The organism is Micromonospora sp. NPDC003241, assembly GCF_053589795.1.
In genome coordinates this window covers 194,203-215,237 of record NZ_JBSFSO010000001.1, presented here as the reverse complement: position 1 = coordinate 215,237, position 21,035 = coordinate 194,203, and the positions used below count along the sequence as shown (strand labels likewise).

Sequence of the window (21,035 nt, the reverse complement as noted above, 5' to 3'; positions counted from 1 at the left end):
GGATCGGCGCCTACGGCAACTCGTCCATGTTACCTGAACGGGCGTGAGGCCGTCCCGATTCCAGCCCGGCAAGAGTCACCGGAAGGGCTTCTGTGTGAGCTGTATCACACGTATGCGGTCGACCTTGCCTGGTCAACCGGTCGGACGGCGTCCCGTCGGGCGCTCTCGGGCGGGCCGGCGAGCGGTAGCCTGCGCGGATGTCCGCCCCCGTCGCGCCCGAGCATCCCATCGCCGACCTGCTCGGCCTGGTGGCCCTCGGCGAATTGCTCGCCTTCGAACGTCTGGCGGCCGATGCCCGGTTCGCCCCGGACCTGCGCCGTCGGGCCGCGTTGGGCGAGATGGCCGCCGCCGAGATCGCGAACTACCGGCGGCTGGCCGACCGGCTGGAGGTGCTCGGCGTACCGGTCGAGGAGGCGATGGCGGCCTACGTCGAGCCGTTGCAGGGATACCACGACTCGACCGAGCCCCGGGACTGGGCCGAGGCGGTCACCAAGGCGTACGTGGGGGACGGGATCACCGAGGACTTCCTCCGCGAGACCGCCGAGGCGCTGCGGGAGCCGGACCGGCAACTGGTCCTGGACGTGCTGCACGAGTCGCGGTACGCGGAGTTCGCCGCCGCCGAGATCCGGCACGCCGTGGCGGCGGATCCGAAGGTCGCCGGGCGGTTGTCGATGTGGGCCCGGCGGCTGGTCGGCGAGGCGCTGTCCCAGGCGGGCCGGGTGGTCGCCGCCGACCAGGGGGCGTTGACCGCCCTGATCGTCGCGGACGGGCGGACCGACGTACCCGGATTGTTCCGGCGGCTGACCGCCGCGCACACCGCGCGGATGGCCGCCGCCGGCCTCAACAACTGATCGTCAGCGGACGGTGAAGCCCACCGCCCGAGGGGACGCCTCGGCGATCTCGACGTAAGCGACCTTGCTGACCGGCACGATGACCCGCCGGCCCTTCTCGTCGGTCAGGGAGAGCGTGCCGCCCTCGCTCCTGGCCATCGCTTCGGTCACGATCTGCTCGATCTCGGCCGGCGACTGCGCGCTCTCCAGGACCAGCTCGCGTGGTGCGTACTGCACCCCGATCTTGACCTCCACTGTGCCTCCTCCGTCGGGCGAAATGGTCGCCGTGCGAAGGCTATCCGATCACAAGGTGGGAGTTCAGGCTGACTCACCTTGCAGCGGGAAGCTGGCGATGCCCCGCCAGGACAGCGCGGCCACCAACGCCTCCGCCTCGGCCTTGGGCACCTGCCGCCCTCGGGCCAGCCAGAACTGCGCCGCCGTCTCGGCGGCGCCGACCAGGCCGGAGGCGAGCAGCTCCGCGTGTGCCCGGCTGACCCCGGTGTCCGAGATGATGGTGTCGGTGATCGCCGCGATGCAGCCCTGCTCGACCCGCTCCACGCGCTGCCGCACGGCCGGGTCGTTGCGCAGGTCCGACTCGAAGACCAGGCGGAACGCCTCGCTCTCGTGGTCGACGAAGTCGAAGTACGCCCGCACCGACGCGCTGACCCGCTCCTTGTTGTCGGCGGTGCTCGCCATCGCGTCGTGCACCTTGGCGACGATTGCGTCACAGTGCGTGTCGAGCAGGGCGAGGTACAGCTCCATCTTGCCGGGGAAGTGCTGGTACAGCACGGGCTTGGAGACCCCGGCCCGCTCGGCGATGTCGTCCATGGCGGCGGCGTGATAGCCCTGCGCGACGAACACCTCCTGAGCAGCGGCGAGTAGCTGCTTGCGGCGTGCCGAACGGGGCAGGCGGGTCGGCCTGCCGGTGGTCTGGGCGCCGTTCCCCACAGCGGTCATGGGAACCTCCGAGTCTGTAGACGGGCCGCATTTCGCCCGAACCGCTCAGGGCCGCCATGGCCCCGTGCGGAATTGGCCCGCCGCTGTAACTTATCGCCACTGTCGCCACACGGTAGCCTCAGCGGGGGCGACCAAGGAGCGCGCGGTGAGTGAAGCAGGGCAACCCGGTGCGGCCACCCCGGGAGAGCACGGCGACGGGACGGGTCAGCGGGATGACCTGGCCCGTTCCGGCAACGGGTGGGCACCGTCGGCGGCCGACTGGTCGTGGGGGGCGGAAGGTCCCCGCGACCTCGGCGCGCCCCGGCGTCGCCCCGAGTCGCCCTCCGGTTGGGCGACCGCCTCACCACGCTACGCCGACCTGCCGCCTCCCGCCGGTGACCAGCCGGAGCCGGAACGCGCGACGCGCACGAACGGACACCACGTCAACGGCGTGCACCCCGAGGACGAGACGTCCGCCGGTCGGTACTCTCCGGTCAGCGCCCCGCCCGGCCTGCGCGAGTCCGGCGGCGACGCCGGTCACGACCGGCTGGTGGTGCCCGCGCCGCGTCCCGCCCCCGCCGGTGAGCAGCCGGTGACCTCGACCTCCGGCCTGCCCACCTCGGCACCGCCGGCCGTCCAGGTGCCGCCCGTCGGCACCGCCGCCTCCGGCTTCGAGATGCCGCCCGGCGTGCACGCGCCCACCGCCGAGCGGGCCGGGGACGACTCGTCCGCCGGGGGCCGGTCGCACGGCTGGGACGAGCCGTACCCGGCCGAGTCGACCGGTCCGTCCCATCCCGCCGACACCTCCGGGCCGTCCGGCGACCATGGGTACGGCGCCGACCACGCCGGCTGGCCGCCACCGGGGACCGGTCGACGCGGCGGCTGGACGGCGGACGCCGATCCCGCCGACGACGAGCGGCCGAGCTGGGCCCGATCCGGCCCGCCGAGCGACTGGGCGCCGTCCTGGGCGCGCGGTGAGGACGAGAGCGGCCGACGTGGGCGGGAGACCCCGGGGCAGAGCTGGTCCAGCGAACCGAGCCGGCCGTACGAGCCGGTCCGGGCCGAGCCGACCCGTCCCTACCAGCCGGTGCCGGTCGAGCGGCCCCGGCCGTACGAGCCGACCCGGCCGGAGGCCGTCGCGCCGCGTACCCCGGCCGAATCGCCCGAGTCCACCGACCGGCCCTCGTGGGCCGCCGCGCCGACCAGTGCGCCGCCGGTCGACGGGCGTCCCGTGCGGGAGCCCGGCGAACCGACCGCCGCGCCACCGGCCCGGGAGCGCCCCGCGTGGGCGGCCGACGAGCGGCCGCACTGGTCGACGTCGCCGGTGAGCGGCGCGCCCGCCGACGAGCCGCCCGCCTGGTCGGCCTCGCCGGTCAGCGGTGTCCCCGCCGACGAGCGCGCCTCCTGGCGAGCCCGCCCGGTCAGCGCTGCTCCGGCCGACGAGGGTCTGCCGTGGGGTGCGCGTACCGACGAGGGTCTGCCCTGGGGCGCCCGCACCGAGGAGGGGCTGCCCTGGGGGGCGCGCGTGGGTGGTCCGCCGCCCGCCGACGACCGCCTGCCCTGGGCGCTCGGCCCGGCCAGCGCGCCACCGGCCGCCACACCGGCCGGACCACGCGAGACGACTCCACCCGAGCCGTCCACGCCGCCGGTCACCGAGGCCGCGAGCGCCTCCGGCGGTGGCCCGGCCTACCGGCCGTTCCGGCTCCGACCGGTGCCCAGCGACCCGGGGCCGACCGCTCCGCCGCCCGCCTCGCCCTGCCCGCCCGCCGCCCCGGCCCCGACCGAGCCGGCGCCCGGAGCCCGGGCGTCCGACGTGCCCACGCACCGTGAACGCACCCCGTCCGCGCCCGCCCCGACGAGCGCTGCCCCCTACGCGGCCCGCCGATCCGCCCCCGACCTCGAAACGCCTGGCGACCGGTCGTTGGACGGCACCTCGGCGGTGTTGCCGCAGCGCGTCCCCGCCGAGCCGGACGTGCCCGTCGTGCCGGAGCCGCCAGCCGTGGACCCACCCGCCGAAACCCCGGAACTCGCCCGGATCGCCACCCATCTGCGTCGCGACGACGAACCGGCGCCGCTGCGTGAGCGGCCCGAGGGCTTCGACGTCAACGCGATCCTCGACGCGGTGCGGGGCGTGGAGGGAGTCCGTGACGCGGCCCTGCGGCGGACCCCGGCCGGCGCCCACAGCCTGCGCCTGGACCTGGCCGACGGCGCCGACCCGGCCGAGGTGAGCCGGCACGTCGCCCGCCTGCTCCAGGAGCGGATGGGGCTGGCCGCCGCGCCGAGCGGAGTGCCGGGACCACCGGCCACGCCGGTGCGCCGCCGGTCTCCCGAGACCCGCGACGGCGGCGAGTCGCGTCCGCCCGCCGAGCCCCGACGCCCGGTGGCCCGCCCGGCAGGGGCCCGGACCGAGGCCCCACCGGCCCGCCCGGCAGGGGCCCGGACCGAGGCCCCGCCGGCCCGGACCGAGCCGGAGCCCGCCCGCCGCCGACGCCCGACGCCCGCCCCGCCGAGGGGACGGGCCGTCGTCGAGGAACCCGGCCCGACCGGCAGCCCCGCCACGCTCGGCGCCTCCTACTCGGGCGGCCAGCTCACCACGACCGAGTCCGCGCCGTCCCGGCCGCTGGACACCGGCGGGGTGCCCGGCCCCCGGGTGGTGCTCGACCACGTCCAGGTCAGCACGTTCGGTCTCGACGCGACCGTCGAGGTCCGCCTGCTCGCCGGGGACCAGAGCGCCGCCGGGTACGCCACCGGTCCGGCCGTCGACGGGTACGTGCTGCGGCTGTGCGCGGTGGCCGCCGCGGCGGCCATCGACGAGCTGTTGCGCAGCGCCGACCCCACCGCCGAGCGGGGACGCTGTTTCGTGGAGCACGCCGCCGTGGTGCCGTTCGGCAACTGCGAGGTGGCCACCGTCGTGGTGTTGCTGGTCTGCGACGGATGGGTCGAGCAGTTGGCCGGGTCCGCGCTGGTGGCCGGCGACCCCCGGCAGGCGGTGGTGCGCGCCAGCCTGGCCGCGGTGAACCGACGGTTGGAGGCTCTGCTGGCCTGAGCCGTTCGGGGCAGACTGGAGTGGTGAAGCCTGCCACCCTCTGGCCCGATCGGTTGTTGCCCGCGCCCTCGATGCCGCCGCCCTGGCCGGGTCGGCAGGTACGCCTGGACGGCACGGTGACCTACGTCCGGGAGACGCCGGCCACCGGCCCGGACGCGGAGCCGGCGTTGTACGTGCACGGCCTGGGCGGGTCCTCGCAGAATTGGACGGACCTGGCCGGCCTGCTCGCCGACCGCCTCGACGGCCAGGCGATCGACCTGCCGGGGTTCGGGCGCAGCGAGCCGGGCCTGCGCTACACCGTGCCGTCCTTCGCGGACCGGGTGATCCGGTGGATCGAGTACTCCGACCGGGGCCCGGTGCACCTGTTCGGCAACTCGCTGGGCGGGGCGATCTCGGTCCGGGTGGCCGCGCTGCGGCCGGATCTGGTGCGCACGCTGACCCTGGTGTCGCCGGCCCTGCCGTTCCTCGACTTCCGACGGTCGTTGCAGGGTCGGATGCTGCCGCTGCTGGCGATCCCCCGCGCCGAGCGGCTGGCCGCCTGGCGGCTGGCCCAGTTCGCGCCGGAGGTGATGGCGCAGCAGACGATGGAGGCGTGCGTGGCCGACCTCAGCCGGATCTCCGAGCAGCGCCGGCAGGAGGCGGTGGAGGAGATCCGGGTGCGGTACGAGGCGACCCACTACGCCGCCGCGTACGTGCGGACGTTCCGGGGGATCGTCTCCAGCTTCCTGCGGTCGTACCTGCCGGGGTCGGGGTCGCTGTGGCGGATGGCCCGTTCGGTGCAAGCCCGCACGTTGGTGGTGGGCGGCCGGCAGGACCGGCTGGTCGACGTACGCGTGGCACCGCAGACCGCGCGGGTGATCCCGGACAGTCGGCTGCTGATGCTCGACGGCGTCGGTCACGTCGCGCAGTTGGAGGTGCCGCGTGTGGTGGCGCGGGCCGTGGTCGGGCTTCTTACCGAGTCGGTCAATGGGTCCGGGCGGTCCGACCTGGCAGGATGACGCGAATGCGCAGTCCTGGTGGTCGTCGACGGTCGCACGCCACCGGCCGACACAGCCGCTCGCCGGAGTCGGTCACGACCACCACGTCGCGGCGTGCGGTGGTGCGCCGGCTGACCGTGCTGGTGGTCGCGCTCGGGGCGGGCGCGGCGCTGGTGGCCGGCGGGACCCGGCCCTCGGCCGGTTCCGCCGACGAGGTGGCGGCGGTGACGTCCCCGCCGGTGGTGCCGCCCTCGCCGTCACCCGAACACGTGTCGCCCTCGCCGCCATCCGAATACGTGTCGCCCTCGGTGTCGCCCGTACCCGTGTCGTCCGTACCCGTGTCGCCGTCGGCGGTCGTCCCGTCGCCCGAGCCGGTGTTGCGGGAGTCCGGGCCGGTTCCGTCGGCCGGGCCGGGCCGGTTCGACTACGACGACCGGACCGGGCCGGTGCTGGGTACGGCCGGTGACGCCCGGCGGTACCGGGTGGCGGTGGAGTCCGGTGCGGGCGTGGACGCGGGTGAGTTCGCGCTGGCGGTGCGGACGGCGCTGGCCGGCCCCGGGAGCTGGGTGGACAGCGGGCGACTGCGGTTGCGGCAGGTGGAGACCGCCTCCCGGTACGACTTCACCGTCTATCTGGCCACGGCCACCACGGCGGGTCGGATGTGTGCCGCCGGTGGGGTCGACATCCGGGTCGGAGGCCGTCCCTACACCTCGTGCCGCGCACCCGGGAAGGTGATCATCAACCTGGACCGGTGGCGGCAGTCGGTGCCGCACTTCGTCGAGGCCGGGGTGCCGCTCTCGGTCTATCGCGCGTACGTGATCAACCATGAGGTCGGGCACGAGCTGGGCAACCGCCACGAGCGCTGTCCAGGGCGGGGTGAACCGGCCCCGGTGATGATGCAGCAGACCCTCTTCCTCAAGGGGTGCGTGGCCAATCCCTGGCCGTACCTGGACGGGAAGCGGTACGCCGGTCCGCCACTGTAAAAGTGAGCCGACCGCACGGTAATGCGCCGATATGCCCGGTTATAGTGCGACGATGGCGTCATGCCGCCTTCGCCCCTCAACGGCCGCCCCGGGCTGCCGGACGATCCGCCGGAATCCCGGCCGGAGGGGCCGCCACGGCACCGTCCGGCGGCCCGGCGGCGTCGACGTCGGCTGGCCGTGACCCTCTCGGTGGTGCTGGCCCTGGCGGTCACGCTCGTGCTGCGGATCGCCCCGGCCGAGGACCGCTCGACCGGCACGGCACCGGCCGGCCGGACGTACGACACGACGACCGCGCAACCGGGAGCCGCGTACCCGATGGTGGGCGCGGGCAGCTTCGCGGCGGCCGGCGGCCAGTCCCCGGTGCACGGCCTGGACGGCCCGGTCGTGTACTACCGGGTGGCCGTCGAGCAGGGCACCGGCCGGGACCCGGACGCCTTCGCCGCCGAGGTCGACGCGGTGCTCGCCGATCCGCGCAGCTGGATCGGCTCGGGGGAGCTGCGGGTACGCCGGATCGACGACCCGGAGTACGCCGACTTCACCGTCTACCTGGCCACCCCGGCCACCTCCGAGGCGATGTGCGCGACCGGTGGCCTGACCACCGAGGGCTACACCTCGTGCCGGCTGCCCGGACAGGTGATCATCAACCTGGCGCGCTGGGCGGAGGCGGTACCCGACTACGGGGCGCCGCTGGCGGTGTACCGGGCCTACGTGATCAACCATGAGGTGGGCCACGAGTTCGGCGAGGGACACCAGACGTGCCCCGGCCCGGGCCGACCGGCACCGGTGATGCAGCAGCAGACGTACGGCCTGGACGGCTGCCTGGCGTACGCCTGGCCCTTCCTCGACGGCGTCCGGTACGTCGGCGACCCGGCCACCTGACCTCGGCCGTCACCCGATCCGGGTTATTCCCGCTCCCGCATGCCGGGCGACGTGTCGCTGCTCATGGTCGGCGGGTGGGGCGGCGAGCAACAATGGCTCGGTTGACCGCCACATCGATCCCGGGGAGTCCACCGTGTCGTTGCCCCCGCTCGTCGAGCCTGCCGCCGAGCTGACCGTTGACGAGATCCGCCGCTACTCCCGTCACCTGATCATCCCCGACGTGGGAGTCACCGGGCAGAAGCGGCTGAAGAACGCCCGGGTGCTCTGTGTGGGCGCCGGTGGTCTCGGCTCGCCCGCGCTGATGTACCTGGCCGCCGCCGGTGTCGGCACGCTCGGCATCATCGACTTCGACACCGTCGACGAGTCCAACCTGCAACGGCAGATCATCCACGGGGTCTCCGACATCGGCCGGTCCAAGGCCGAGTCCGCCGCGGCGAGCATCCGCGAGATCAACCCGCTGGTCAACGTCGAGATCCACAACACCGCGCTGGACCGGGACAACGTCCGGGACATCTTCGCCCAGTACGACCTGATCGTCGACGGGACGGACAACTTCGCCACCCGGTACATGGTCAACGACGCGGCGGTGCTGCTCGGAAAGCCGTACGTCTGGGGGTCGATCTACCGGTTCGACGGCCAGGCGTCGGTGTTCTGGGCCGAGCACGGCCCCTGCTACCGCTGCCTCTACCCGGAGCCCCCGCCGCCCGGCATGGTGCCCTCCTGCGCCGAGGGCGGCGTGCTCGGCGTGCTCTGCGCCTCGATCGGCTCGATCCAGGTCAACGAGGCGATCAAGCTGCTCGCCGGCATCGGTGAGCCGCTGGTCGGCCGGCTGATGGTCTACGACGCCCTGGAGATGAGCTACCGCAAGATCAAGGTCCGCAAGGACCCGAACTGCGTGCTCTGCGGCGAGAACGCCACCCTGACCGACCTGATGGAGGACTACGAGGACTTCTGCGGGGCGGTCTCCGAGGAGGCCCAGGAGGCGACCGTCGACGCGACGATCACCGCCGCTGAGCTCAAGGAGTGGCAGGACGCCGGCAAGGACATCTTCCTGGTCGACGTCCGGGAGCCGGCCGAGTACGAGATCGTCCGCATCCCCGGCGCGACGCTGATCCCCAAGGGGGAGTTCCTCTCCGGCGAGGCGCTGTCCAAGCTCCCGCAGGACCGGCAGATCGTGCTGCACTGCAAGTCCGGGGTCCGCTCCGCCGAGGCGCTCGCCGCGGTGAAGGCGGCCGGTTTCCGGGACGCCGTGCACGTCCAGGGCGGCGTGCTCTCCTGGATCAAGCAGATCGATCCCTCCCTGCCCGCGTACTGATGTAAGGAAGGGTCCCCTGCTAACGCCTCAGGTATAGCAGGGGACCCCTGCTAACACCCGGTCGACGGCCGGTCACGCCACCCGGCCGACGGCCGGTCCCACCTGCCCGTTGTACCGAGGCGGGATCATGTTTCCGCCGGTAGCGTGACCGCCGTGGTCGACATCGACGCCGCGATCGGGTTCGTGGTGGCACACGGGGACACGGTCGAACGTGCCCGCCTCTCCTGGCTGCGCACCGGCACGCCGCCGCCACCGGAGACGCTGGACAGTGCCGAGATCGGCCAGACCTCGGGCGGCGGCTGGCCCGCCTCCTGGGGCGACCCGGTCGCCTCGGTCGACGCCACCTGCTTCCGTCTCGCCGAGCTGGACGACCTCGGTGCGCTGGGTCGCCCGGCCGCCCGTCGCGCGCTCGACTGGCTCGCCGCCGGCCAGCAGCGGGACGGCTGCTGGGAGGAGGATCCGGCGCTGGCCGAGACCGCCCCCGAGTGGGCCCGGCCGGGCAGCCCGGAGGCGCGGCTCTACCTGACCGCCAACGCCGCCTTCTGGCTCACCGTGGCCGGGCTGGACGCCCGCGCCGCCGGGCCGCTGGACCACCGGGTCGGCGGCGCGTACGCCGGGGTGGTGCACGCCGCCGGGCAGGCGCTCGCCGCGCAGCTGCGCCCCGACGGGAGCTGGCCGTCCTTCCTGGCCGCCGGTTGGCTGAGCGCGGCGGTCCTGCACCGGCAGCAGCTGTTCTACGAGTCCGCGCGGATCAAGGCCCTGCTCGCCGAGCGGATGCCGGAGGCGTCCCCGGCCGACGCCGCCTGGCTCGCCTCCACCCTGCGTCGGGTCGAGGTCGACGAGCAGGAGTGGACCATGGTCGCGGCCCGTCGCCGGCTCACCGAGACCCAACGCAGCGACGGCGGCTGGAGCAGCGACGACGGGCACCAGTTCGACGTGCACGCCACCCTGGCGGTGATCCGCGCCTTCCGCTGATCCGGCCTGGCGCGGGCCGTCCTGGTGCCGCTGGCCGTGCCGGGCGTGACCTCCGACCGCCGTCGGCCGTGCCGGGCGTGGCTCCGACCGCCGCTGGCCGTGCCGGGCATGACCTCCGGCCGCCGTCGGCGTCAGCTCCGCAGGTGACCGTCCCCGGTGACCACGTACTTCGTGCTGGTCAGCTCCGGCAGGCCCATCGGGCCACGGGCGTGCAGCTTCTGGGTGGAGATGCCGATCTCGGCGCCGAAGCCGAACTCGCCGCCGTCGGTGAACCGGGTCGACGCGTTGACCATCACGGCCGCCGAGTCCACCCGGGCCACGAACTCCCGGGCGGCCGACTGCGAGTCGGTGACGATCGCCTCGGTGTGGCCGCTGCCGTACCGCCGGATGTGCGCCACCGCCGCGTCGAGCGAGTCGACCACGGCCACCGAGATGTCGGCCGAGAGGTATTCGGTGGCGAAGTCCTCGTCGGTCGCGGCGACCACCGCGTCCGAGTACGCCGCCGTCCGGGCGTCGCCGTGCACCGTCACCCCGGCCTCGGCGAACGCCGCCAGCATCGGGGGCAGTACGGCGTCCGCCACCTCCCGGTGCACCAGCAGTGACTCGGCGGTGTTGCAGGTGGACAGTCGCTGCGTCTTGGCGTTCAGCGCGATCGAGACGGCCTTGACCGGGTCGGCGGCGGCGTCCACATAGACGTGGCAGTTGCCCACCCCGGTCTCGATCACCGGCACCGTCGACTCCTCGACCACGGTCCGGATCAGCGACGCGCCGCCGCGCGGGATCAGCACGTCCACCAGGCCCCGGGCCCGCATCAGCTCCTTGACCGAGTCGCGCGAGGCGGCGTCGAGCAACTGCACCGTGTCGGCGGGCAGTCCGGCACCGTCGATGGCGTCCCGCAGCACCGTCACCAGCGCCGCGTTCGAGTGCGCGGCGGACGAGGAACCGCGTAGCAGCGCCGCGTTGCCCGACTTGAGGCAGATGCCGGCGGCGTCCACGGTCACGTTCGGCCGGGCCTCGTAGATGATCCCGACCACGCCGAACGGCACCCGGATCTGCCGCAGCTCCAGACCGTTGGGCAGGGTGGAGCCACGGACCACCTCACCCACCGGGTCGGGCAGCCCGGCCATCTGGCGCAGCGCGTCGGCGATGCCGGCCACCCGGGACTCGTCGAGGGCGAGCCGGTCCAGCACGGCCGCGCTCAGCCCGGCCTCCCGCCCGGCCGCCAGGTCCGCCTCGTTCGCGGTGAGGATCTCCGGCGTACGCGCCACCAGCGCGTCGGCCATCGCGTGCAGCGCTGCGTCCTTGGCCGTACGCGTCGCCACGGCCAGCGCCTCCGCCGCCGTACGTGCCCGCCGGGCCTGCTCGCTCACGCTCATTACACGCTCCTTCGATGTAAGGAAGGGCCCCCTGTTAACGCCTCGTGCATAGGAAGGGCCCCCTGCAATCACTTCACGCCGGCGGATCGTCCGCTCACAGCAACACCAGGTCGTCGCGGTGGACGACCTCCCGTTCGTACGCCGGACCGAGCGCCGCGGCAAGGTCCGAGGTGGACCGGCCGAGCAGACCCGGCAGTTCGACCGCGTCGTAGTTGACCAGTCCCCGGGCGACCGGCGCACCGGTGGTGTCGACCAGGTCGACCGGGTCACCGGCGGTGAACGCCCCGTCCACGGCGGTGATCCCGGCCGGCAGCAGCGACTTGCGGCGGCCCACCACCGCAGCGACCGCGCCCGGGTCGAGGTGCAGCCGTCCCCGGGGCGCGGTGGCGTGTGCCAGCCAGAACAGCCGCGCGGCCGGGCGGCTGAGACTGGGGTGGAAGAACGTGCCGACCGGTTCACCGGCCAGCGCCGCGAGGGCCTGCGGTGCGGAGGTCAGCACCACCGGGATGCCGAATCCGGTCGCGATCCGGGCCGCCTCGACCTTGGTCACCATGCCACCGGTGCCGACTCCGGCCCGCCCGGCACCGCCGATGTCGACTCCGGCCAGGTCCGACTCGTCGCGTACCTCGGCGATCCGGCGGGCGCCGGGGCGCGACGGGTTACCGGTCCAGAGCGCGTCGACGTCGGAGAGGAGCACCAGCAGATCGGCGTCGACGAGCGCGGCCACCAGCGCGGCCAGCCGGTCGTTGTCGCCGAAACGGATCTCCTCGGTGGCCACCGTGTCGTTCTCGTTGACGATCGGCACCGCCCGCAGATCCAACAGCTTGCGCAGGGTGCGGTACGCGTTGCGGTAGTGCGCCCGTCGGGTCACGTCGTCGACGGTGAGCAGCACCTGCCCGACGGTCCGGCCGTGCCGGGCGAAGGCGGCGGCGTACCGCCCGATCAGCAGGCCCTGGCCGACGCTCGCGGCGGCCTGCTGGGTGGCCAGGTCCCGTGGTCGCCGGGAGAGCCCGAGCGGGGCCAGGCCGGCGGCGATCGCGCCGGAGGAGACCAGCACGACCTCACGTCCGTCGGCCGTCCGTGACCCGAGGGCGTCGACCAACGCGTCCACCCGCCCGTCGTCCAGACCGCCCGTGGCGGTGGTCAACGAGGAGGAACCGATCTTGACAACGACCCGCCGGGCCGCCGTTACCGCGTCTCGCACCCGCCTATTCTGCGTGGTCGGCGCGGTACGGCCCGGCGGCCTTCCCATAGTCTGGCCGCTTGTGACACCAGACGAGTACGTCGAGGCGGTACTGGAACTCGTCGACCGGATACCGCCGGGCCGGGTGATGTCGTACGGCGGGGTGGCCGACGCGCTCGCCGAGCGCTCCGGACGGGCCTCCGCCCGACTGGTCGGATCGATCATGGCGCGGCACGGTGGGGCCGTCGGTTGGCACCGCGTGGTCAACGCCACCGGCACGATGCCGCCCCGCCTCGTCGCCGAGGCGCGGGCCCGTTGGCTGAGCGAGGGTACGCCGCTGCGCGCGGGCCGGGTCGACATGCGCGCGGCGCAGTGGCAGCCCGGAGAGGGGATGTGACCCGCGCCATAACGTGAGTAACATTCGGCGCCATGAACGCGTCGCCGGGTGGGTCAGGGGCGGCCGGGTTGCCGCGCAAGGTGCACGCCGGGTACGCACTCGGTTCGCTGGCCACGGGAGCCTTCGGCACCGTGCCGGGGCTGTTGCTGTTGCCGTACCTCACCGACACGCTCGGCGTGGCCGCCGGGGTGGCGGCCCTGCTGGTGCTGCTGCCGAAGGCGTGGGACGTGCTGGTCAACCCGGTGGCCGGGCGGATCTCCGACCGGACCCGGTCGCGATGGGGGGCCCGACGGCCGTACCTGCTCGTCGGCGGGTTGGCGTTGGCCGTGCTGTTCGGGTCGATCTTCGCCGCGCCGTTCGGCGCCGGACCGGCCGCCGGGGCGTACGTGGCGATCGCCTTCCTGGCCACGGCCACCGCGTTCGCCTTCTTCCAGGTGCCGTACGTGGCGATGCCGGCCGAGCTGACCGACGACTACGCCGAACGTACCCGGATGATGACCTGGCGGATCGCGGTGCTGGCGCTGGCCATCCTGGTCGCCGGTGCGGTGGCCCCGCTGGTGCGCGACGCGGCCGGTGGCGGCGTGCCGGGGCACCGCTGGATGGGTGTGTTCGTGGCCGCGCTGATCGCGGTGGGCGCCGTCGGCGCGTTCCTCGGCACCCGGTCGGCTCCGCAGGGCTCGGTCGGGGAGAGCGAGCCGAGTCTGCGGGCCCAGCTCGCCGTCGCCGGTCGCAACCGACCGTTCCGGGCGTTGCTGCTCTGTTTCGTGGTGCAGTCCGCCGGGGTGGCCACGATCCTCGCCGGGGTGCAGTACTTCGCGGACCAGATCCTGCGCGACCCGACGACCGGTCCGACGCTGCTCTTCCTCTGCTTCGTCGGGCCGGCGCTGGTGGTGATGCCGTTGTGGTCGCGGGTGGGCGCCCGGCTGGGCAAGCTGGCCGCGCTGGTGGCCGCCTCGCTGATCCTGGCCACCGGTGGACTGGCGCTGGTCGCCGCGCCGGTGCTGCCCGCCGTCGTGGTCTATCTGCTGGTGGCGATGCTCGGCGTCGGGTACGCCGGTCAGCAGGTGTTCGCGCTGGCCATGCTCCCGGACTGTATCGCGTACGACACGGCGCGCACCGGCCGACGGCAGGCGGGCGTCTTCACCGGCCTGTGGACGGCCGGCGAGACCTTCGGCCTGGCGCTCGGGCCGGGCGTCTTCGGTCTGGTGCTCGCGCTCACCGGCTACGTCTCCTCCACCACCGGCACCGCCGCCGTCCAGTCCGACACCGCCCGCCTGGGCGTCCTGCTCGGCTTCACCCTCCTCCCGGCCCTGCTGATCGGCCTGGCCACCCTGCTGCTCCGCCCCTACGACCTGACCCCCACCCTCCTGGCCACCCTCCACCCCTCCCACGCCCCCGACGCCCCCGACGCTCCCCGCGACTCCGGCGCCGATCATGGAGTTGTGGTGGGGACGAATGCCGTCGAGAACCACGGAAAGGGCACCACTACTCCATGATCGACGAGAGCGGGTCGGCGCTGCCGACGCACGGCGTACCGGCGGAACAGGTGCTGGCGGAGATCCGCAGCCTGCGGGAGGCCGACCGGCCGACGCACGGCGGACGGCTGTTCGCGTACGTGTACGACCCCGCCGTCGCCGGGCTGGACGAGTTGACCGCCGCCGCGTACGCCGAGAGCGCGCACGTCAACGGGCTCGACCCGACCGCCTTCCCCTCGCTGCTGGCGATGGAGAACGCGCTGGTCGGCGCGGCGGCACGGGTGCTCGGTGGCGGACCCGGCACGAGCGCGCCGGAGGTGGTCGGCAGTGTCACCAGCGGCGGCACCGAGTCGCTGATCCTGGCCGTCAAGGCGGCCCGTGACGCCCGGCCCGAGATCACCGCTCCCCGGATCGTGGTGCCGGCCAGCGCCCACGCCGCGTTCGCCAAGGCCGCCCACTACCTGCGGGTGGCGCTCGACACCGTCCCCGTCGACCCGGCCACGCTCCGGCCCTCGGTCGCCGACGTGGCCGCCGCGATCGGGCCGGAGACCGTGCTGGTGGTCTGCTCCGCCCCCTCGTACGCGCACGGCGTGGTCGACCCGGTGGCCGAGATCGCCGAGACGGCGGCCACCGCCGGGGTGCGCTGCCACGTGGACGCCTGCTTCGGCGGCTGGACCCTGCCGTACCTGCGTCGTCTCGGCGTCGACGTGCCCGCGTTCGACTTCGCCGTCGCCGGGGTCACCTCGATCTCGGTGGACCTGCACAAGTACGCGTACGCGCCGAAGGGCGTCTCGGTGCTGCTGCACCGCGATGCCGGGCTGCGCGCGCCGCAGTACTTCGCGTACGCCGACTGGCCCGGGTACACGATGGTCAACCCGGTGATCTCCTCCACCCGGTCCGGCGGCCCGATCGCCGCCGCGTACGCCACCCTGCGGCACCTCGGCGACGACGGCTACCTGGAACTGGCCCGCCGGACCCGGGACGCGGTGCGGGTGCTGGCCGACGCGGTGCGCGGCGTCGACGGGCTCCGGCTGGTGGCCGAGCCGGAGTCGACCGTCGTCTGCCTCACCTCGACCGACCCGGCGCTCGACCTCTTCGTCCTGGTCGACGAGTTGACCGCGCGTGGTTGGCACACCCAGCCGCAGCTCGCGTACGCCGGACTGCCGCGCAGCGTGCACCTGACGGTGACCGCGGCGGTGGCCTCCCGGGTGGCGGAGTTCGGACCGGCCCTGGCCGAGGCGGCGGCCGCCGCCCGAGCCGCCGGCCCGGTGGTGCTGCCACCGGAGTTGCTGGGGCTCGCCGGCAGCCTCACCCCGCAGGCGCTCACCCCGGAGCTGGTCGCCGGGCTGGCCGAGGGGCTCGACCTGGCCGGGCGGGCCGGCCCGCCGGACCGGATGGCGGTGGTTAACACCCTGCTCGACGCCGCCCCGGTGCGGCTGCGGGAGCGGCTGCTCGTGGAGTTCGTCGGGCTGCTGCAACGCCCGACCTGGTAGGCCGGGCGTCGCGCTGCGCGGGCGGTGGGCGTGACGGCCGGAGCCGCCACGCCCGCGCTCAGCGGCTCGTCCGCAGTGTGACGGAGTTGTCCGACCGCTTCCGGTCCGGCCAGTTCCGGTCCTGCTCGTCGAGGTGCTCGACCAGCAGGCTCGGTGTCACCTCCCCCCACGTCGCGTCGAGCCGGAACCGGAAGGTGAAGCTCCGCTGCGAGCCTGCGGCGAGCCCGTCCAGCGAGCAGGACTCGTACGGTTGCACCGTCCGGCACTCCGACAGGTCACCGCCGGCCGGCTCGCCGATGGTGGAGAGGTTGTCGAAACCGAGCCGGGGCACGTCCACCGGCCCCTTGTTGGTCACCGTGACGGTGACCGAGGCGTACCGGTCGCCGTCGGCGTCGGGCGGGTCGAGCACCAGTTCGTCCGCGCTCAGGGTGAGATCGGTCAGCCGGGGGTCGACCTCGAACCTCGTCGGCCCCGCCGTCTGGTCGAAACCTCCGCCACTCCAGGCGTACGTCCGCCACTGCTTCTGCGGCCACCAGTCGGGCACCCCGCAGCACGGCTGGATGTCGGCCACCTCCACCCGGACCCTGCCGTCGGCGGTCAGCGCGACACCCGTGATGTCGTCCAGCCCCTCCCGGGTGCCCACCACCTGGCCGAGGGTGACGATCCGGCCGGCATCGTCCCGGGAGAAGGCGACCACCTGCTTGTCCAGCGCCTCCCCGAGCCGGCAGGCGACCAGGGCGACGGTGTCGGTGCCGCCGTCCCCGTCGACGTCGCCGTGGTGGATGCCGTCCCCGAGTTCCGGCCGGCTCTCCTGGTCCGGCTCGCGCAGCCGGACGCCGTCCGTGGTGCAGGTCGGCGGGACGGACGACGACCAGTCGGGCAGGTCGACACGGGCCGCGAGGAGCTGGGTCCGGCTGATCCGGCCGTCCGGCCCGTCGGTGCGGGAACCGGTGGTGGTCGGTGCCGAACTCGGGGTCGCCGACGGCGTCGGCGACCCCGACGGGGTCGGCGGGGCGGACGGCTCGCCGGTCTGCCCCGGCGTCGGAGCCGGGCCGGTGCGGTTCAATCCCGCGTACGCGCCGACCGGCAGCACGACGGAGAGCACCGCCGCCGCCGCGACGGCCACCGCCACCCGCCGCCGTCGGCGCACCGTGCGCCGAACCGCGTCCGTCCCCGCCGGCCGCACCGCGGGGCCGTATTCCGAACGGAACGCGTCGAACTCGTTGCTGACCAGGATCTCCTCGGACTCGGTCATGAGCTCACCGCCCTGTTGTCGTTGAGTTGCGCGGCCAGTGCCGCCCGTCCCCGGTGCAGCCAGGACTTGACGGTGCCCACCGGTACCCCCTCCTGCTCCGCGATCTGCGCGATGCTGAGATCCGCCAGATAGTGCTGCACCATCGCGCGGCGCTGGGCGGCAGGCAGTTGGGCCAGGGCGGCGATCAGCGCCACCCGGTCCGGCCCCGGTCCCGCCACGTGCTCCGGCCGTTGCCGACGCAACCAGGACTGCGCGGTCCGTACCCGCCGCCAGCGGCTGGTGGCGAGGTTCCAGGCGACCCGGCGTACCCAGCCCACCGGATCGTCGTACCGCGACACCCGCGACCAGCGGGCGTACGCCCGACAAAACGCCTCCTGGACCAGGTCCTGCGCCTGCGGAAGGTCACCGCAGTACGCGGCGAGCTGGAGGGTCAGGGACCGGAAGTGATTGTGGTAGAGCTCGTCGAAGCCGATCCCCTCGGCCGGTGGCGGCGGCTCCTCCGCCTCGTCCGGAGGTGGCTCCCCGAGCCGAGGCGTCCTGCTCACCATCATGCTTCCTCCCCGTCCCGGACCAGTGTCGGCGCTCGATGTCCGATCACACGCTGCGGCACGGGCGAGGGTTGCGGAGGTCGGCGGCTTCGGTGCTGTGATTGACTGTCACATCGGGGACAGACGAGGGAGGCCGAGGTGCAGCTACCAGCGGTGCTCGGCGAGCCGATCCGGTTCGTGCTGAACTGGGGTCGGCGCTACTCGCTCTGGGTCTTCAACTTCGGGTTGGCCTGCTGCGCCATCGAGTTCATCGCGACCAGCATGTCCCGGCACGACTTCATGCGCCTCGGCGTGATCCCGTTCGCGCACGGGCCCCGCCAGGCCGACCTGATGGTGGTCTCCGGCACGGTCACCGACAAGATGGCCCCGGCGATCAAGCGGCTCTACGACCAGATGCCCGAGCCCAAGTACGTCATCTCGTTCGGTGCCTGTTCCAACTGCGGCGGCCCCTACTGGGACTCGTACTCGGTGACCAAGGGTGTCGACCAGCTCATCCCGGTCGACGTCTACGTGCCGGGCTGCCCGCCCCGGCCGGAGGCGCTGCTGCACGGCATCCTCCGCCTACAGGAGAAGATCGCCGCCGAGCAGTCCGGCATCGGCGGCGTATCCCGTCCCGACCTGCTCGCCCCGCCGACCGACGCGCCGCCCGCAGCCGGCGCGCCATCGGCCGACGCGCGGCCCGCCGAGGGCGCGCCACCGCGCGACGCGGCTTCCCTCACCGCCCCGCCGGTACGGCCTCCGACCTCCTGAAACGCGCGGCGACGACCGATCGGGGTCGACGCGGCACCCCGCTCGGCGCGGTCGCCGCCGCAGTGGCGTCCAGGCGCTAGCGTGCCGGTCATGACCGACTCAGCGGAGCCGCGCTCCGCCTTCATCGTCAAGGTGCTGACCGAGGAGTTCGGCACCCTGATGGCGCTCGACCCGGCCGCCTTCCGGCGCAAGTTCCGCAAGATGGCCGCGTCGCCGTTCGCGTTCTACCGGGGCAGTGCCAGCCTCTTCTACGCCGACCAGCGCGGCGACTTCACCGACGAGCGTTTCCTCGACGAGCAGACCAGCCGGGTGTGGATCCACGGCGACCTGCACGCGGAGAACTTCGGCACCTACATGAACGGCTCCGGCCAGCTCGTCTTCAACGTCAACGACTTCGACGAGGCGTACGTCGGGCCGTTCACCTGGGACCTGCGGCGCTTCGTGGCCAGCGTGGCCCTGATCGGCTACACCAAGGCGCTCTCCGACCGGGTGATCAGCGACCTGGTCACCACCTTCGCCGAGCACTACCTGACCGAGCTGCGGGCCATCGCCGCCGGTGGCGACGACGCGATCGGTTCGATCACGCTGGACAACGCCGACGGCGTACTGCGCCGGGTGCTCCAGCAGGCCCGCCTCAACACCCGGGTCGACCTGCTGCGCGAGCAGACCACCGTCGACCAGTACGAGCGGCGGTTCTCGCTGCGCGACGGCGTGTACGAGGTCGACGGCGACGTCCGGGACCGGGTCTGCGCGGCCTTCCAGGACTACCTGGACACGCTGCCCGCCAGCACCCGGACCCGCCCGGTGGCGGCGCAGATCAAGGACGTGGTGCTGCGCAAGGGCGTGGGGATCGGGTCGGCCGGGCTGCCGTCGTACAACCTCCTGCTGGAGGGGCACACCCAGGCGCTGGAGAACGACGTCCTGATCTACATGAAGCAGGCCCAGGTCCCGGCGGTCGCCCGCCACATCGACGACGAGCGCGTCCGGGGCTACTTCCGCCACCAGGGTCACCGAACGGCCGAGTCGCAGCGCGCCCTCCAGGCACACGCCGACCCGTGGGTGGGCTTCACCGAGCTGGACGGCGTGGGTCAACTCGTCGCCGAGGTCTCCCCGTACGCCGCCGATCTCGACTGGGCGGACGTCAACGAACCCGAGGAACTGGCCGGGGTGCTGGCCGACCTCGGTCGGGCGGTCGCCCGGATGCACTCGGTCGCCGACGACGAGTCCAGCCACGACCTGGTCGACTACTCCACCGAGGAGGCGATCGTCGCGGCCGTCGACGCGGACCCCGCCGGCTTCGTCGCGCACCTGGTCGACTTCGCCCACGCGTACGGCGTACGGGCCCGGCAGGACCACCAGCTCTTCGTGGACCTGTTCCGCAACGGCGAACTGCCGGGGGTGTAGGAACCGAAGGGTCAGGCGGTGAAGTCGATGACGACCTTGATGTCCTCAGGGCCGGGGGAGTAGGCCGAGGCGTACTCCGACAGCGGCACCCGGCGGGTGATCAGCGCGCCGAGCCAGTCCCGGTCGGCGCGGGCCAGCGCCTCGGCGGCGGCGTCCCAGTGCCGCCGGTTGGCGTTCACCGACCCGAAGACGACGTTGTTCTCCAGCACCAGGGTGCGATTGAGCGCACCCGCGTCGAAGTCGATGATGCGGCCACCGCTGGAGACCCCGGCGAGGCAGACGATCCCGGTCGGCGCGACCTTGCACATGGCCTCCAGGACGACCACCGGCGCGCCGGTGCACTCCACGATCACGTCCGGCTCGAAGTCGAGTTCCTCGACCGGCCCCGAGTGGTACGTGGCACCGAGTGCACCGGCCAACGCCGGCTTCGGCCCGTCCGTGGCCAGGTCCAGCACGTGCACCGACAGACCACGCTGGCTGGCCAGCAGGGCGGCCAGCAGGCCGATCGGCCCGGCACCGGTGATCAGGGCGGTACGCGGCTGCCACTCCGCCCGCCGGCCGATCCGGTCGATGTGGTCCCACGCCTTGACCACCACGCTCGTCGGTTCGAGCAGGACGCCCACCTCGCCCAGTTCCGGGTCGAGCCCGACGGCGAACCGGGGTTGCAGCCGCCAGCGTTCGCGGGCGAACCCGGGTAGCCCCTTGATGCCGTGCTCGGTGAACAGGCCGTTGCGGCACATGTCCCACTCGTCCACCGCGCAGTTCGGGCAGGGCAGCGGGTCCGGGTGCCGGACGATCCCGGCGACCAGGTCACCGGTCTGCAAGGTGCCGGTCGGGTCCTCCAGCACCCGACCCAGCGACTCGTGCCCGAGCACCAGGTGCTCGGCACCGGGCGGCGCCTCGCCGTACTGCCCGTCGATGATCTCGATGTCGGTGCCGCAGACGCCGACCGCGACGGCCTCGACCAGGACCGCCCCCTCCTCGGTGGCCGGTTCCGGGTAGTCGTCGAGCAGTCGCAGCGAGCCGGGCACTCCCGGGGTCACGGTCACAGCGCGCACGGGCCCATCCTGTCGGGCGTCGACGGGCCACCGCCGGCAAAGCCGGGATCTCCACCCGGCCGCGCACCACCAGCCGGGCCGTGGGCCGGGGCACCGACCGCAGGACCGGGCTCGCAGCCGGGCACGGGCGGCCGGACACGCCCTAGGATCAGCGG

18 protein-coding genes and 1 pseudogene are annotated in these 21,035 nt (G+C 73.7%); 12 read left to right on the top strand and 7 right to left on the bottom strand.

Features of this window, described 5'->3' with window-relative positions:
- The first annotated feature begins 197 nt into the window (after positions 1 to 197).
- Entirely contained in the window at positions 198 to 851 is a 654-nt protein-coding gene (locus ACWDVW_RS01050; protein ID WP_449943193.1) for a ferritin-like fold-containing protein, read from the top strand.
- Between the two features lie 3 nt (positions 852 to 854).
- Here ACWDVW_RS01050 and ACWDVW_RS01045 read toward each other — a convergent pair whose 3' ends face one another.
- Both ACWDVW_RS01045 and ACWDVW_RS01040 read right to left on the bottom strand, forming a co-directional pair.
- Complete coding sequence (locus tag ACWDVW_RS01045) at positions 855 to 1,085, bottom strand: DUF3107 domain-containing protein (RefSeq protein ID WP_350692957.1); 231 nt, start codon at positions 1,083 to 1,085, stop codon at positions 855 to 857.
- 63 nt (positions 1,086 to 1,148) lie between these two features.
- The gene (locus ACWDVW_RS01040; protein ID WP_350692955.1) at positions 1,149 to 1,787 is read right to left on the bottom strand and encodes a TetR/AcrR family transcriptional regulator; all 639 of its coding nucleotides are present in this window, start codon (positions 1,785 to 1,787) and stop codon (positions 1,149 to 1,151) included.
- Positions 1,788 to 1,932: 145 nt separating this feature from the next.
- Here ACWDVW_RS01040 and ACWDVW_RS01035 point away from each other — a divergent pair, with 145 nt between their 5' ends.
- The 6 genes and pseudogenes from ACWDVW_RS01035 to ACWDVW_RS01010 all read left to right on the top strand — a co-directional run bounded on the left by ACWDVW_RS01035 (position 1,933) and on the right by ACWDVW_RS01010 (position 9,941).
- Positions 1,933 to 4,812, top strand: coding sequence for a hypothetical protein (locus ACWDVW_RS01035; RefSeq protein WP_449943189.1), 2,880 nt, complete (start codon positions 1,933 to 1,935; stop codon positions 4,810 to 4,812).
- A 23-nt stretch (positions 4,813 to 4,835) separates the two neighbouring features.
- The gene (locus ACWDVW_RS01030; protein WP_449943187.1) at positions 4,836 to 5,810 is read left to right on the top strand and encodes an alpha/beta fold hydrolase; all 975 of its coding nucleotides are present in this window, start codon (positions 4,836 to 4,838) and stop codon (positions 5,808 to 5,810) included.
- A gap of 5 nt (positions 5,811 to 5,815) precedes the next feature.
- Entirely contained in the window at positions 5,816 to 6,772 is a 957-nt protein-coding gene (locus tag ACWDVW_RS01025; protein ID WP_449943184.1) for a DUF3152 domain-containing protein, read from the top strand.
- A 60-nt stretch (positions 6,773 to 6,832) separates the two neighbouring features.
- Complete coding sequence (locus ACWDVW_RS01020; RefSeq protein ID WP_449943181.1) at positions 6,833 to 7,651, top strand: DUF3152 domain-containing protein; 819 nt, start codon at positions 6,833 to 6,835, stop codon at positions 7,649 to 7,651.
- Between the two features lie 63 nt (positions 7,652 to 7,714).
- Positions 7,715 to 8,966, top strand: a pseudogene (gene moeZ / locus ACWDVW_RS01015) (adenylyltransferase/sulfurtransferase MoeZ).
- Positions 8,967 to 9,068: 102 nt separating this feature from the next.
- Entirely contained in the window at positions 9,069 to 9,941 is an 873-nt protein-coding gene (locus ACWDVW_RS01010; protein WP_449943509.1) for a prenyltransferase/squalene oxidase repeat-containing protein, read from the top strand.
- 131 nt (positions 9,942 to 10,072) lie between these two features.
- Here ACWDVW_RS01010 and ACWDVW_RS01005 read toward each other — a convergent pair whose 3' ends face one another.
- Together ACWDVW_RS01005 and proB are read right to left on the bottom strand one after the other, a co-directional pair.
- Positions 10,073 to 11,317, bottom strand: a complete 1,245-nt coding sequence (locus ACWDVW_RS01005; protein ID WP_449943179.1) for a glutamate-5-semialdehyde dehydrogenase — start codon at positions 11,315 to 11,317, stop codon at positions 10,073 to 10,075.
- 94 nt (positions 11,318 to 11,411) lie between these two features.
- Positions 11,412 to 12,569, bottom strand: coding sequence for a glutamate 5-kinase (gene proB, locus ACWDVW_RS01000; protein ID WP_449943176.1), 1,158 nt, complete (start codon positions 12,567 to 12,569; stop codon positions 11,412 to 11,414).
- A gap of 13 nt (positions 12,570 to 12,582) precedes the next feature.
- Between proB and ACWDVW_RS00995 the strand changes: the two genes are divergently transcribed.
- The 3 genes from ACWDVW_RS00995 to ACWDVW_RS00985 are packed head-to-tail and all read left to right on the top strand — an operon-like array spanning position 12,583 to position 15,865.
- On the top strand, positions 12,583 to 12,897 hold the full coding sequence (locus tag ACWDVW_RS00995; protein ID WP_350692940.1) for an MGMT family protein: 315 nt from the start codon (positions 12,583 to 12,585) through the stop codon (positions 12,895 to 12,897).
- Positions 12,898 to 12,929: 32 nt separating this feature from the next.
- Positions 12,930 to 14,393 carry an MFS transporter gene (locus tag ACWDVW_RS00990; RefSeq protein ID WP_449943173.1) on the top strand — a complete coding sequence of 488 codons (1,464 nt, stop codon included), beginning with the start codon at positions 12,930 to 12,932 and terminating at the stop codon, positions 14,391 to 14,393.
- Positions 14,390 to 15,865, top strand: coding sequence for a pyridoxal phosphate-dependent decarboxylase family protein (locus ACWDVW_RS00985; RefSeq protein ID WP_449943170.1), 1,476 nt, complete (start codon positions 14,390 to 14,392; stop codon positions 15,863 to 15,865). Before ACWDVW_RS00990 ends, ACWDVW_RS00985 begins: the two co-directional genes overlap by 4 nt.
- Positions 15,866 to 15,923: 58 nt before the next feature.
- Here ACWDVW_RS00985 and ACWDVW_RS00980 read toward each other — a convergent pair whose 3' ends face one another.
- On the bottom strand, positions 15,924 to 17,120 hold the full coding sequence (locus ACWDVW_RS00980) for a hypothetical protein (RefSeq protein WP_449943167.1): 1,197 nt from the start codon (positions 17,118 to 17,120) through the stop codon (positions 15,924 to 15,926).
- Positions 17,117 to 17,671, bottom strand: a complete 555-nt coding sequence (locus ACWDVW_RS00975; protein ID WP_449943164.1) for a SigE family RNA polymerase sigma factor — start codon at positions 17,669 to 17,671, stop codon at positions 17,117 to 17,119. The genes ACWDVW_RS00980 and ACWDVW_RS00975 overlap by 4 nt, the downstream gene beginning before the upstream one ends.
- Before the next feature lie 135 nt (positions 17,672 to 17,806).
- On the opposite strand from ACWDVW_RS00975, the gene ACWDVW_RS00970 reads away from it, so the two are divergent.
- Together ACWDVW_RS00970 and ACWDVW_RS00965 are read left to right on the top strand one after the other, a co-directional pair.
- Positions 17,807 to 18,418: an NADH-quinone oxidoreductase subunit B gene (locus tag ACWDVW_RS00970; protein ID WP_449943162.1), complete on the top strand. Its 612-nt coding sequence runs from the start codon at positions 17,807 to 17,809 to the stop codon at positions 18,416 to 18,418.
- A 90-nt stretch (positions 18,419 to 18,508) separates the two neighbouring features.
- Positions 18,509 to 19,822, top strand: a complete 1,314-nt coding sequence (locus ACWDVW_RS00965) for a DUF2252 domain-containing protein (RefSeq protein WP_449943159.1) — start codon at positions 18,509 to 18,511, stop codon at positions 19,820 to 19,822.
- A gap of 11 nt (positions 19,823 to 19,833) precedes the next feature.
- Here ACWDVW_RS00965 and ACWDVW_RS00960 read toward each other — a convergent pair whose 3' ends face one another.
- Complete coding sequence (locus ACWDVW_RS00960; RefSeq protein WP_449943156.1) at positions 19,834 to 20,880, bottom strand: glucose 1-dehydrogenase; 1,047 nt, start codon at positions 20,878 to 20,880, stop codon at positions 19,834 to 19,836.
- Positions 20,881 to 21,035 lie beyond the last annotated feature (155 nt).